The organism is Paenibacillus sp. UMB7766-LJ446 (assembly GCF_030226665.1).
Lineage (GTDB): Bacteria > Bacillota > Bacilli > Paenibacillales > Paenibacillaceae > Paenibacillus > Paenibacillus vandeheii.
In genome coordinates, this window is record NZ_JASOYM010000004.1 from 542,572 (window position 1) to 555,931 (window position 13,360).

The window sequence follows — 13,360 nt, forward strand, 5'->3', positions numbered from 1 at the left end:
AGCCCTCTCCAAAATCCATATACTCTAATAAATTGTAAGCGTTTCCTTTTTGAAGGAGGGGGCCTATGAAGAACTTTAAGCTTAAATATATCTCCATGATTGCACTCGTAAGCGCAGTGATGATGGTATCCGGTTGCCAGCCGGGTGGAGCGAATCAACCCAAGCAGGAGGAGATTACGGTATGGAGTTTTACGGATGAAGCGGGTTATGCCATTGAGAAATTCGAGGAGAAGTATCCGGACATCAAGGTGAACTTTGTTAATATTCCGGGCAATTTCTATATCACCAAGTTAAAGTCGGCGCTTCAGACGACGTCCAAGGCTCCGGATGTGTTTATGATCGAGAATGCAAATATCAGAGAGCTGATTGATGTGCCTTATCTGGAGAATTTATCGGAAGCACCGTATAACGCCAATGAGCTGATTCCAGAGCAGTATGCTTTTGTGCAAGCTAATGAGAAGGATAGTGAAGGAAATATTAGAGCGATCGGTTATCAGGGAACGCCTGGAGGCATTTATTATCGAAGAGATCTGGCCAAAGTATATTTGGGTACGGACGACCCGGAGAAGGTAGCGCCGCAGATTGATACTTGGGAGAAAATATTTGAGATTGGAGAGAGGGTAGCTCAGCAAAGTGGAAATAAAGTTCATGCGCTTGCCAACTGGAACGCGATCTCGAATTCGTATGATGGTATTCCTTGGGTTAAGGATGGGAAGTTAGTTATCGATCCCACTTACATGAAGGTGCTTGACCTTGTGCGCGAAGCGCGTCAGCGGCATGTGCTTGCAGAGTTGGATGATGGGAGTGCCGGATATGCGGCTTCCATGCAAAAAGGCCAGGTGATGTTCTATCCGGGTGCTACTTGGGCATTGCAATACACGTTTAAGGCGAACGCTCCGGATACCGAAGGCTTGTGGGGTCTCGCACCGGGGCCATCCGCTTTTAGTGCCGGTGGAACGTATATTGCCATGTACAGTAAAAGTGACAAAAAAGATTTGGCTTGGAAGTTTATTGAGTTTTATAACTTTGATCATGATTTTCTGTCCGAGCTTGCAAAGGAACAGGATTATTTCACAAGTAATAGGGTCGTGAATGATCAGCTTGCGGGATCTGTATCTTCAGCGTATTTGGGAGGGCAGAAGCATTTTGAGTTTTTCTCGGAAGCGGCCAAGCAGGTTCCTGTATATGAGCGAACCAAATATGATTCAATCATTAACAACGATATTTTCAAAAATGTACTCCAGTTGTATCTCAATAACGACATTCAGACCCAAGAAGAAGCGGTAAAACGAATAAAACGTGATGTCAAATTGAGATTTCCGGAGCTGGAAGTGGATTAGCTTAGAAGTAAGCGAATGCCTTTTAATCATCCGATGACTGGGGGTACAAATCATGTTTGCCAAGTCAATCCGCAAAGACCATTACGGATACTATTTCATTGCTCCGTTTTTCATTCTTTTCGCCATTTTTGGGCTTTATCCAATCCTGTATTCGCTCTATATCAGCTTTACCAACTTTGACGGGATCACAACGCCCGACTTTGTTGGAATAGGTAATTATGTTGCGGTGCTACAAGATCCTCTTTTCTACAAAACGTTATTTAATACCCTTTTTATCTGGGGTGTCTCCGTAGTCCCACAGCTAACCGTTTCACTTGTCCTAGCCTTTATTCTAAATGATAAGTTGCTTAAGGGAAGAGACATTTTCAGAGCGGTTTATTTCTTTCCCAATATCGTTACTGCTGCATCGTTGGGTCTGCTCGTGAGTCTGATCTTTGATTGGCAATCCGGCGGTTTGAATCATTTTCTCGTTCAAGTTGGACTCATCGACGATCCGATTAACTGGAAAAATGATCCCTGGTTTATGCGACTGATCGTTTCATCCATTCTGTTCTTTCAATACTTTGGTTACTCCATGGTCATCTATCTGGCAGGACTTCAGGGTATTGATCCTGCTCTGCAGGAAGCCGCTCAAATGGATGGAGCGAAAAAGAAACATATTTTCATTCATATCATCGTCCCAATGCTTCGCCCAATTATTCTGTTTCAGATGATCACGTCCATTATTGGAGGCATTCAGATTTTCGATCAGCCGTTTACATTGACGAATGGAACGGGAGGTCCGGATCGTGCAGCCATGACGAGTATTATGTATCTGTATAATGTGGCATTCCAAAGTACACGTTTTGGTTATGGAGCGGCCATTGCATTCTGTCTGTTCATCATCATTATCCTGCTATCGGTCGTATCCTTCATGATGACGAAGCGCAAGAGCCGTGCATAGGGAGGGGGAAATGAAATGCAAACCGTCAAACCAGTTGAACAACAAAAAGTCACTCTGCAGCAATATGATACTGTAAGGCGTCTGACACTGGGCAAAGTTATGATTTATCTGTGTTTGATAAGCCTCGCCGTGATCTGTATCATTCCATTTTATCTCATGCTCATCTATTCCACGCATAACAATGCAACGATTGCATCGACATTTACATTTCTGCCCGGACCCTTCTTGGTGGATAATTATATGAACATGGCCTCCAAAATCAATATCTGGCGCGGGTTTGCCAACAGCTTTTTCATTGCCGGAACCTCTACGGTGTTATCCTTGTATATCGGTTCCCTGACGGCATATGGCTTCGCCAAGTTCAAATTCAAAGGTCGCAACTGGCTATTTCTATTTTTGCTTGCAACTATGATGGTGCCAGGGCAGCTCGCTCTAATCGGGATGTATCGTCTGTTCAGTACGTTAGGTTTACTGGACAGCTATGCAGCGATCATTTTGCCTGCAGCAGCGAATGCATTTAATGTATTTTTTATCAAACAATTCATGGAGAGCAGCATTCCCGACGAAATCATCGAATCGGCACGTGTGGATAGTGCAGGGGAGTTTCGCACATTTAATCAGATTGTCTTACCCATTCTGGGACCGGCCATTTCGGCCCTTGGCATATTTACCTTTATCGGTTCATGGAATAACTTTCTCACGCCGCTCGTCCTGTTTTTCTCCCTGGATAAATATCCGCTTCCGGTACTCGTTGCACTGGTGCAAGGATATTACGGAATGGACTATGGACTGTTGTATTTGGGTGTTGCGATCTCGATTTTACCTATTATTATTGTCTTTGCGATATTCTCCAAGCAAATTATAGGCAGCGTTGCGCTGGGTGCGGTGAAAGGGTAAGTGTACATGTACAAGTCAACAAAACACCACGGAAAAAGTCGCCATATGGCGGCTCTTTTTGTTTTTTTACACGATCGTATTTATGTCATTGGGGGTTTAAATCACTGATCTCTATATCTTAAAAAGAAGAGGAAAACCATTTTGAAAGCCCTTTCTAAAATCTATGCTATACTACCATATGACTGGAAATAGCAATGCATAATATGATATTCCACCCTGAAGTTTCCTTCACTTCACATGCAAAGGAGATGTCATGATGTTTAATGTTCTTGTTGTTGACGATGAGTGCGTTCAAAGAGAAGGCATTAAGGATTGGATCTCTCACTACGGGTTTCCCTTTCAAGTATTGGAGGCCGAGAATGGCAAAGCAGCAGAGCAGATTCTGGTTCAAAATGCGATTGATATCCTCATCACCGATGTCAGAATGCCTCTGATGGACGGACTGGAGCTTAGCAAACAAGCCCGTAAGACCCAGCAGAATGTAAAGATCGTCATTTGCAGTGGGTACGATGAATTCGAATATGCCCGCAGTGCGATTCGGCTGGGTGTGGTGAATTATTTGCTTAAGCCGCTGGTCAGGGAAGAGTTTCTACAGGTGATGGAGGATATCACGCAGATCCGTCCTTATGGCGGAGGTCCTGAACCGGAATTGATGGAATCGAAGGTCATCCGACAGGTGAAGGATTATGTGAAGGATAATCATCAGAGAGATATCTCATTGTCGGAGGCGGCTCACGATGTGTATCTATCTCCAGGGTATTTAAGCATTTTGTTTAAAAAAGAGACCGGGGAAAACTTCTCGAAATATTTAACGGATTACCGCTTGCGGCGTGCAAGCCATCTGCTGGCTCACTCGAATATGAAAATCAATGATATTGCAGGGGCTGTTGGCATCGACAATCATTCTTATTTTGCCAAGCTGTTCAGAAACCGGTTCGGCGTCAGTCCGTTACAGTTCAGAGAGTGCGGGGTGCTTCATGATCGGATGGATCAAGAGCAAATTCAATGATATCAAGTTCAGAAACAAGCTGCTGCTGTCCCATCTGGTGATTGCACTCATTCCGATTCTTCTGCTCGGACTGCTCTCCTTCATTCAGTCCTACCGTATCCAAATGAAGGAGCTTCGGAGCGAAGCAGAAGCAAGTCTGGAGCAGGTGGCTAACATTATGGATTATAAGATTAATCGGTACAATACGCTGAGTGAGTTCATGGTGCTTAATCGGGATTTATCGCAGATCTTTACGAAAGACTACGAGGAAAACTATTATAATATGTACCTGGATTTCCGGGACATTCTGGAACCACTGATCTCGAATATTCGGCTGATGGACGATGATATTGAAGCCATTACCTTTTATACATCCGGGGAGCTATTGGGAATCCGCAACAATATTTTGCCTATTGGGGATCTCAAGAGCAAGGCTTGGTATGACGGATTTCGAGGCAGGCGCTGGATTGTGGATGGAGAGAAGCTCTATCTCGTTCAGGAACTGATCAGCAATCCGAAAGACAGCAATTTTATGGTGATCTCCATTCAGCATGATAGCATCTTTGCAGACCTGGACAATCTGTCGGAGCATGTAGCCGTTCATATTGAGGACGCGAAGCAGCATGTGATTTTCCAGAAAAACCACGAGCGTGCTGTTGGGGCCGTAGGTTTGAAAGTTGGGGATCCTGGTGATCTGAGTCTAAGCCGCTCGCTCGCCAACAATGGCTGGACAATTCACTATAATCTGCTGAATACCAATGCGTACGCAAATGCCATGGGCATTTTTCAAATTACGCTGTTTGTCATCATCCTCAGTCTGATCATTACTTTCCTGCTCATTTATGTCATTTCCAATAACTTTACGCAACGAATTATCCATATCAAGAACAAAGTGGACAAGGTGGAGCGGAACAATCTGGATGTAATTATCCGAAGTTCATCCAGAGATGAATTCGGTGAGCTGACTAACGGTATCGGTAAAATGCTGAAAAGGATCAACAGCCTGATCTCTCAGGTGTACCATGCCGAAATTGCCAAGCAGGAAAGTGAGTATAACAAGTTGATTAGTCAAATTAACCCTCATTTTCTGTATAATACGCTCTCATTTATACGATGGAGGGCCGAGAAAAAAGCGGATATCGAGACGAGTTATATGGTATCTGCATTAGCCCGTTTCTATAGAACAACACTAAATCAGGGGAGGCATATGGCTACAATTGAGGCTGAGATCCAGCATATTAAGGCATATCTTGATTTGCAGCTCATTATGAACGATGGCCGATTTGAAGTGGATTACCAAATCCATGACGAGGTATTACATACCGAGGTGATTCATTTTATTTTGCAGCCGATTGTTGAAAATGCCATCAAGCACGGTTTTGTGGAGGCAGATGCGAGAGATTATTGCATTCAGATTGCGGTTAGTCGGATTGGGGAGAGCATTAAATTGATGGTTCGTGATAACGGTGTAGGCATGATGCCAGTACAGGCGGCCCTTTTGCTAACCGGGGAGAATGGCGGGTGTGGTGTCCGGAACGTGAATGACCGGATTAAGCTGTATTATGGACGGGATTACGGGCTTGTGATTCATAGTGAACCGGGCAACGGAACGGAAGTGTCCATTGTCCTTCCTGCCTCATGAGTGTATAAACATATACTAAAAACATAGCTGGAATACTGAAGCGGTTGCTGGTGCAACCGCTTGTTTGGTTCTTGTTAGGATCTCTGATGCAGAGCATCAAAGTTAATTTGGAGGTCATAAAAAAAGTGATACATATCCGAAAAATGTGGCATATACGCCATTTTTGAAAACGCATACAATTTGGTTATCAAGAGCAAATCAGATAAAGGGGATGACAGGATGAGCAAGCGCAGAACGATGGCTACGCTGCTGATTGGCAGCATGATGCTGGCTGTATTCAGCGGATGTACCGGGGGCAATAACGATAGTGCACAGCCCCAAGTTTCAGATCAGGATTATGAACCATACGGTAAATACGAGACGCCAGTGGAATTTACGATCGGCCGGAATACCAATCATGTGAACAACTTGCCTTCCGGCGACACCATTGAGGACAATCTGGCTACACGCTATGTAGAAGACCGGGTGAACGTCAAGGCCAAGGTGGCTTGGGAAACAGATGATATGGATCAGAAGCTGTCACTCTCGATGACCACAGGTGATCTGCCGGATGTCATGCTGGTCAGCCGCGAAATATTTAATCAGCTGGTGGATAACGATCTGATTGCCGACATGACGGAAGTGTACGAGAAGACAGCATCCGAAGGCGTTAAAAATATTTATGGTTCCTTCGGAGATTTGTTGCTGAATCAAGTGAAGGTAGACGGCAAAATCATGGGTCTGCCCATGACGAATATCGGAAACCAGCACCAATTGCTGTGGGTCCGGAAGGACTGGGTGGATAAAGTCGGCGCGAAGCTGCCGGAAACCGTCGAGGATGTATGGAATCTGGCCAGAACGTTTGTGGAGAAGGACGTTTCGGGAACGGGCAAGACTGTAGGCATGGTGATGGACTCCAATGCCATGAATTTTACGCCAATCTTCGCTGCGCACGGAGCCTTTCCTATGAACTGGATACAGAAGGACGGTCGGGTTGAATATGGGTCTGTTCAGCCTGAAGTGAAGCAAGCGCTGACGGAGCTAAGCGCGATGTATAAAGAGGGCTTGATCGATAAACAGTTTGCTGTCCGTTCCAATGAAGAGAAGGAAGCCCTCGTCATCAACGGACAGGCCGGAATGCTGTTTAACCCATGGTGGATCGGCTACACCAACTACAAGGATTCCATCAAGCAAGATCCTGAAGCAGTCTGGGTTGCCGTATCTGCACCTGTGGATGAGAATGGCAAGTTCAAGACGATTCGGCAGGATCCGGTGGGCGGAGGTATCGTCGTTGTAAAGAAGGATTTTGGTTATCCTGAAGCGATTATGAAATCCATCAATTTAACAACGGATTTCCTATACTCCTTAACGGAGGACGCGATCAATTATAAGAAAGAGCATCCCGACGAGTTGCTGACCGATGCAAGCCGCTGGAACAATGATCCTACCCAAATTCCGATGCAAGTGGATTATGACGATGTGCTGAAGCGTTATTACGATGATTTGATTAAGGCGGATAAGGCAGGAGATGCTTCCGCTGTTCAGGAAGATCGAGTGGTTTCTTTCAAGGCCTATCAAGAATTCAAAGAAAAAGGGAATGAGATTGATGCAAACACCTACGGCGAATACCTCTCCCGGATCGAGGGGCAGCGTGAAGCAAACAACCCGAATCTGGAAGTGATACCCGCAGGCTTCTATGGAACAACCGAGACGATGAAGCTGAAGTGGGCGAATCTGCAGAAGCTCGAAGAGGAAACCATGCTCAAGATCATTATGGGTGAAGCCTCTGTAGATGAATTTGATAAGTTTGTTGACACTTGGAAGCGTACGGGTGGCGATGAGATTACAGAAGAAGTCAACGAGATGAGCAGCAGATGACGATTGCGTGAGCTTAGGTGCGGAAGCCAAGTATGATGGTGGGCTTCTGCACGGGCTTTCGCCGATAATGCCTGTCCAATTAGGCACATGATGGAGGTGGAACAGACAATGGCACAGATGGAGACAGCCGTTAATCAAGAGCGGAAAGTGCGTTACCCGAGGAAAAAGAAACGTAAAACCTTTGACGAAATGACCTATCATTTTATGCTGCTGCCGGGCATGGTCATGCTGTTCATTTTCTCTATAGTACCGATGTTCGGGGTTGTGATGGCATTCCAAAAGTTCATTCCCGCCAAAGGTATATTCGGGTCCAAATGGGCAGGGCTTTCCAATTTCACGTATATGTTTCAACTGCCGGATGCGAAGCAGATCTTTGTGAATACGTTGGTTATCGCAGTCGGGAAGATTGTTCTGGGGTTAATTGTACCCATCGTATTCGCTCTGCTGCTTAATGAGGTGCGTCTGAAGGCATTCAAAAGCACGATTCAAACCGTCGTCTATTTGCCGCATTTTATGTCATGGGTGGTTCTGGGCACAATGTTGACCATGATCTTTTCCTTTGATGGCATGGTAAACAACATACTTGAATTTCTCGGCCTGGAGCGGATTATGTTTCTGGCGAGCAATGACTGGTTCAGGCCGCTGCTGATTGTAACGGATACCTGGAAGGAATTTGGCTACGGGACGATTGTCTATCTGGCTGCATTAACGGCGATCAACCCTGCATTGTACGAATCGGCCGCAATGGACGGCGCGAGTCGCTGGAAGCAAACGCTGAACATCACGCTGCCGGGTATGTTCCCGACGATTATTTTGCTGGGGACGCTAAGTCTTGGCAATGTGCTGAATGCGGGCTTTGATCAGGTGTTCAACCTGTATAATCCGCTGGTATACGAAACAGGCGATATTATCGATACTTTTGTGTACCGTATGGGTCTGATCAACATGCAATATTCATTTGCAACAGCGATTGGACTGATGAAATCAGTGATCAGCTTTGTTCTGATTGTGATTTCCTACAGGCTGGCTTCGAGGTATGCGGGGTACAGAATTTTCTAGGAGGGTTAGCATGATTCAATCCAAATCGCTCGGATCCAGGCTATCCCGCCTGTTGATTATGTTTGCGTTGATCCTAATTACGTTCATGTCCCTGGCTCCGATCGTTAATACCATTATGGTGTCGGTCAGCAGCAGCACGGCTGTTAATGCAGGCCGGGTCTACTTTTTTCCAGTAGAACTGAATTTCTCATCGTATGGGCAGATTCTGAATGATACGAAGTTTTGGAAAGCTTTTCTTATCTCCGTCGAGCGGGTAGTGCTTGGGGGAGCCATCAACATGATTTTGACCATCCTGATGGCGTACCCGTTATCTCGCAGCGTTACACAATTCAGATCGAGAAACACATATATGTGGATTATAGTGTTTACGATGCTTTTCAGCGGGGGAATCGTGCCTTGGTATATGGTGATCAGCAATTTGGGGTTAATCAACAGCATCTGGGCGCTGGTTCTGCCAGGAGCAGTCCCTGTCTTTAATGTGATTCTCCTGATGAACTTCTTCAAGGGAATTCCGAAGGAGCTGGAGGAGGCCGCATTTATTGACGGAGCCAGTCCGCTTAAAATTCTGCTCAAAATCTTCATTCCCATTTCCATGCCGAGTCTGGCAACCATTACGCTTTTTGTCATTGTCGGGCATTGGAACAATTTCTTTGACGGCATTATTTTGATCAACGACAGCTCCAAAATACCACTTCAGACCTATCTGCAGAGGCTCAGCCTCACACGTGATCAGATGCAGAATCTTTCGGTCGAACAGCTGCAGCAGTTTAATAAAATCTCTAACACCACACTGAACTCTGCCAAAATTCTGGTCTCCATGATTCCCATTCTGCTGATTTATCCTTTTCTCCAACGTTATTTAATCCACGGTATCGTTCTGGGTGCTGTGAAGGAATAGCTCGGGCAAGCAGCATCATTGGCTGCCCAGCCTGAGACATGTGGAAAGGGGGTGAAAGACAACGTCAGGTACAGGTACGAATGAACAGAGCTGGAGCAAGGGATTGATACAGCTTTACGAGTGAACTATTTTGGTTATACGTCGATTGGAGAAGGGAAGGGATCTGATGAGCAAAAGGAAAATAGTGAGCCTCACGCTGGTACTCAGTATTATTCTGGTCACTACGATGGGGGCAACAAGCGGCGGTAAGAATCGTTATGCGGATCAGGCGCAGTGGGCACAAGGGAAGCTGCATGAATACTACTGGAACGATGCATCCAAAATGATGAATAATGCTTATCCTTCAACGCCTGAAGGTGAACAGGCCCTAAATTACTGGTGGAAGGCTCATGCGGTCGATGCATTGGTGGATGGATACGAACGTACAGGAGATAAGGCGTACACGGAGCGTGCAGAAGAACTTGTTCGCAGTATCATTGCACGCAACGGCTCACTTCACAATGAATTCTACGATGATATGGAATGGCTCGCGCTTGCCGGGCTTCGTCTGTATGATGCAACAGGAAGTGAAGAAATGAAGGGATATGTTCTGGAGTTGTGGGATGACATCAAGACCGCCTGGTGGGAAGATGAGCTTGGCGGTATGGCTTGGAAAAAGGATCAGCGTGATAACCGAAATGCGTGCTCCAACGGGCCTGCCGCCATCTTGGCTGCAAGACTGTACGAACGTTTTGGCGATAGGATGGATCTGGAATGGGCCAAGAAAATATACGATTGGGAGAAAAAATATCTGGTTCATTCGCAAACAGGCCAGGTAGCAGATGGATTGGTGCTGCGGGAGGATGGCACACTGGATGTAAATGAAGCATGGATCTTCACGTACAATCAAGGCACGTTTATTGGAGCAGGTGTCGAGCTCTACCGGATAACGGGGGAGAAGGCTTATTTGAAAGATGCCGAGAAAACGGCAGCCGGTTCTTTGAAGGCCTTAACAGATGAGAAGACGGGCATATTTAAAGAGGACGGCGACGGGGATGGTGCTTTGTTCAAAGGCATATTGATCCGCTATATGGTTGAGTTGTATGAAACCGGGCATAACAAGAGCCTGAAAAAGGCGATTTACCGCAACGCCGATGCCCTGCTGAAGGGCAGCCGGGATAACGGTTTATTCGGTCAGGCTTGGGGCAAACCCGCCCAGAACCCGCTCGACCTTTCCGCTCAGCTCAGCGGGGTATTTCTTCTGGAAGGAGCTGCAAAGCTGGAAGCAGGCAAAGTGGATAAGCCAGATAAGCCAGATAAACCAATAAAGAAGTAGCTGCTTTGAAATTGAGGATCGTCAACGGTACAACAATCGTTAGAAGTCAGCGTCAACAGCATATAATCTTTCCGAGAGATAGACTATATGCTGCTGACTTATGATGTCTGTAATTGAACCCGGCTCCGTCATGGAAAAAAGCATCGTACCCGACATCACGGGGGTACGATGCTTTTATGCGACTGCACATTTCCTGTAAGTATCGTAATTACTTGCTAGCGGGCAAGTGGTAACTTTCTCGAATGAAGGAGAAATAGTCATCAGCACGGACAACCTTGAATTCCGATCCGAGCTTTTCTGTGATTGCCAAGGCATCGGATGGGGTCGTGCTCCATGCAAGCAATCCAAGAGAAACGAACAACGGGGATTTGCCGTCCCAATTTGCTTTTGCGTCATTCAGCACTTGTAATCCGTCCTGCACGGTACTTATCCCACGAATCGTGGATACCGGCAGACTGTCGCCAACAATCTCAACACCATAGTTGTCTTCATAGCTAATGAATAAGCCGGGTGCCTTATAATCCTGTTCGTAAGCGCTTGCTTTAAATGGCGTGAGAGGTACATTCTCGCTGTCTGCACGATTCAAAACATAAGGGATCGTCATACCTGTCTTTTTCATATACTTCTCGGTCTGCTGCAAGAATTGTCGGAAGCTTGAATCGGGCCATGCCCCCGGATAGAAGTATCCTGCACCGGATGGTCCTGCGATCAGCAGATCATTCGGTGTTGCGGTGTTCAAATAATAATTCAGGATCGCCGGGGCTGCCTCGTAGAGAAGCGGGCTCGAAGTCCAGTTGATCGGAACCTTTCCCCTGGCAGGATCATCCCACATCACACGCATGCGATGCTGATTATACTGAAAATTATCGCCTTCCGTGAAGGTATACGTTACATAGATTTTGTTCTCCAGCGCAGGTCGCGGAGATTTTTTCACCGGGCTGAACTTCGGCTCGGTTCCCGAGAAAACGGTCAGATTACTGAACCAGTCGGCAGCGAGAACGTAGACACCATAACGTGAAGCAATCTCAACGGAGCTAAACTCACCCTCAACATCATTGCTGAACCAGCCGAGGTAGGGAGTTCCCGGTTTTACGTCAGACATGATCTTCTCGAAGAGTGTCTTTTGCTCAGGCACATTGGAATCCAACCAGAACACCATCGCTTTATTCGCGACTGCATAATCTCTTAAATAGGCATAGGGTTCCTGTTGCTCAGCGGAAAGTGGACGGATATTCCCCGCTGATACTTTGTACTGGTTCCACATATCCACTTCAGCCGTCAGGTTCTGAGTTCCGGCAGGAGGACTGAATTCAAATACAAAATAGTTGCCATTATCGGCGAAACGGTGGCCACCTTGACCTTCATTAACCTTGGAATTCTGTCTGTCGTAAAGAAATGTTTCTTCTTCCGGTGTTCCTGCGACGAATTTTGCAATCTCTTTTCCATCAGCCTTAACGGTAATCTCATGCACAGCTGGTCCCCAGCCATCCTGAGTGAAGGCATCATCAAATCGCAAATATACCGAAGTTTTGCCCAGAAGTGAGGAGAGGTCCAGAGAATACGTATCACGGTTGCTTGCATCCCGGATCTGCTGCTTTTCCTCTGTAATCGTCACAAATGATTCTGGCATTCCGGAAGGGATGCGAATCGCTGTATCTGGATCAAGTCCAACTAACATCTGATGACTCGTTTTCTTCCACAGATTCTCATATTGCCAGGTATAAGCATCCATCCGACTATTGAATTTACCTCGTAGATCATCCATAATCTTTAATTTGTAAGGTGCTTTGGACAATTTGGTTGCCAGCTCGGGGCTGGCCACAACAGCATTCTTCAGTCCTGCGAGCGTGGTTGCTACGTTAATCGTATCCGGTACATTGGGATCATATACGATCATGCCTTTGACCTCGCTGCGATAAGCAGAGAATACCTCCCAATAATCTGGATGGAGCGTGTACGGCACGTTGATATCTTTAAGCCAGGTCAATTTCCCTTCTTCCTGTGATTCGATGAGATAGATTCGGGGTTGTTCCCTGTTAACGATTCCCTGCAAAGTTCCCATCAACAATTTGATGTCACCTGGCGCATCATAGATGTCGGCTGCATCCAGGTGTTTCGGCTTTTTGAAGCTTGGTAGTTCACGGTGTTTGGAACCATCAGGTTTAGCTGTTTGTACATCTGTTTCCGAAGCGGAAGCTGCACCGGCTGTTAATGAAAAAGCGCATAGGAAGGCTAAACAGAGAATCGTGAATCTACGAGCCATGGCGAATTCACTCCTTGTTATAGTCAGAAATTAGAGCGTGTGCCTTCGTAATACCCATCCTCCTTTTGCGGCCGAAAGCCGATCAACACATCTCTATCCAACACATATTAAATATATTCATATATAATTTTACAAGGGGTTCGACAAAAGTTCCCATC

At 46.1% G+C, this 13,360-nt stretch carries 10 protein-coding genes; 9 read left to right on the plus strand and 1 reads right to left on the minus strand.

From position 1 onward, the window contains the following. Window positions 1-65 precede the first annotated feature (65 nt). The 9 genes from QP794_RS13435 (at window position 66) to QP794_RS13475 (ending at window position 10,939) form a co-directional block, all read left to right on the plus strand. Window positions 66-1,340 (plus strand): ABC transporter substrate-binding protein, encoded by a 1,275-nt coding sequence (locus QP794_RS13435; RefSeq protein ID WP_285077223.1) that lies wholly within the window; start codon window positions 66-68, stop codon window positions 1,338-1,340. Between the two features lie 52 nt (window positions 1,341-1,392). Then, the gene (locus QP794_RS13440; RefSeq protein WP_024631747.1) at window positions 1,393-2,283 is read left to right on the plus strand and encodes a carbohydrate ABC transporter permease; all 891 of its coding nucleotides are present in this window, start codon (window positions 1,393-1,395) and stop codon (window positions 2,281-2,283) included. Window positions 2,284-2,298: 15 nt separating this feature from the next. Then, window positions 2,299-3,180 carry a carbohydrate ABC transporter permease gene (locus tag QP794_RS13445; RefSeq protein WP_285077225.1) on the plus strand — a complete coding sequence of 294 codons (882 nt, stop codon included), beginning with the start codon at window positions 2,299-2,301 and terminating at the stop codon, window positions 3,178-3,180. A 253-nt stretch (window positions 3,181-3,433) separates the two neighbouring features. After that, a complete protein-coding gene (locus QP794_RS13450; protein ID WP_285077227.1) occupies window positions 3,434-4,189 on the plus strand; it encodes a response regulator transcription factor in 756 nt (251 codons plus the stop codon). Continuing rightward, entirely contained in the window at window positions 4,158-5,810 is a 1,653-nt protein-coding gene (locus QP794_RS13455; protein WP_285077229.1) for a sensor histidine kinase, read from the plus strand. Before QP794_RS13450 ends, QP794_RS13455 begins: the two co-directional genes overlap by 32 nt. A 219-nt stretch (window positions 5,811-6,029) precedes the next feature. After that, the gene (locus QP794_RS13460; RefSeq protein WP_285077231.1) at window positions 6,030-7,667 is read left to right on the plus strand and encodes an extracellular solute-binding protein; all 1,638 of its coding nucleotides are present in this window, start codon (window positions 6,030-6,032) and stop codon (window positions 7,665-7,667) included. Window positions 7,668-7,775: 108 nt separating this feature from the next. Continuing rightward, a complete protein-coding gene (locus QP794_RS13465; RefSeq protein ID WP_483311905.1) occupies window positions 7,776-8,726 on the plus strand; it encodes an ABC transporter permease in 951 nt (316 codons plus the stop codon). Window positions 8,727-8,736: 10 nt separating this feature from the next. Beyond that, window positions 8,737-9,624, plus strand: a complete 888-nt coding sequence (locus tag QP794_RS13470) for a carbohydrate ABC transporter permease (protein WP_024631741.1) — start codon at window positions 8,737-8,739, stop codon at window positions 9,622-9,624. A 166-nt stretch (window positions 9,625-9,790) separates the two neighbouring features. Beyond that, on the plus strand, window positions 9,791-10,939 hold the full coding sequence (locus QP794_RS13475) for a glycoside hydrolase family 76 protein (protein ID WP_285077232.1): 1,149 nt from the start codon (window positions 9,791-9,793) through the stop codon (window positions 10,937-10,939). Window positions 10,940-11,147: 208 nt separating this feature from the next. Here QP794_RS13475 and QP794_RS13480 read toward each other — a convergent pair whose 3' ends face one another. Then, window positions 11,148-13,202, minus strand: a complete 2,055-nt coding sequence (locus tag QP794_RS13480; RefSeq protein ID WP_285077234.1) for a GxGYxYP domain-containing protein — start codon at window positions 13,200-13,202, stop codon at window positions 11,148-11,150. Window positions 13,203-13,360 lie beyond the last annotated feature (158 nt).

Excerpts from the sequence above, each read along its gene's own strand:
- QP794_RS13440 (WP_024631747.1), top strand. The coding sequence starts at position 1,393 with ATGTTTGCCAAGTCAATCCGCAAAGACCATTACGGATACTATTTCATT.
- QP794_RS13435 (WP_285077223.1), top strand. The coding sequence starts at position 66 with ATGAAGAACTTTAAGCTTAAATATATCTCCATGATTGCACTCGTAAGC.
- QP794_RS13475 (WP_285077232.1), top strand. The coding sequence starts at position 9,791 with ATGAGCAAAAGGAAAATAGTGAGCCTCACGCTGGTACTCAGTATTATT.
- QP794_RS13450 (WP_285077227.1), top strand. The coding sequence starts at position 3,434 with ATGATGTTTAATGTTCTTGTTGTTGACGATGAGTGCGTTCAAAGAGAA.
- QP794_RS13470 (WP_024631741.1), top strand. The coding sequence starts at position 8,737 with ATGATTCAATCCAAATCGCTCGGATCCAGGCTATCCCGCCTGTTGATT.
- QP794_RS13460 (WP_285077231.1), top strand. The coding sequence starts at position 6,030 with ATGAGCAAGCGCAGAACGATGGCTACGCTGCTGATTGGCAGCATGATG.
- QP794_RS13455 (WP_285077229.1), top strand. The coding sequence starts at position 4,158 with ATGATCGGATGGATCAAGAGCAAATTCAATGATATCAAGTTCAGAAAC.
- QP794_RS13445 (WP_285077225.1), top strand. The coding sequence starts at position 2,299 with ATGCAAACCGTCAAACCAGTTGAACAACAAAAAGTCACTCTGCAGCAA.
- QP794_RS13465 (WP_483311905.1), top strand. The coding sequence starts at position 7,776 with ATGGCACAGATGGAGACAGCCGTTAATCAAGAGCGGAAAGTGCGTTAC.
- QP794_RS13480 (WP_285077234.1), bottom strand. The coding sequence starts at position 13,202 with ATGGCTCGTAGATTCACGATTCTCTGTTTAGCCTTCCTATGCGCTTTT.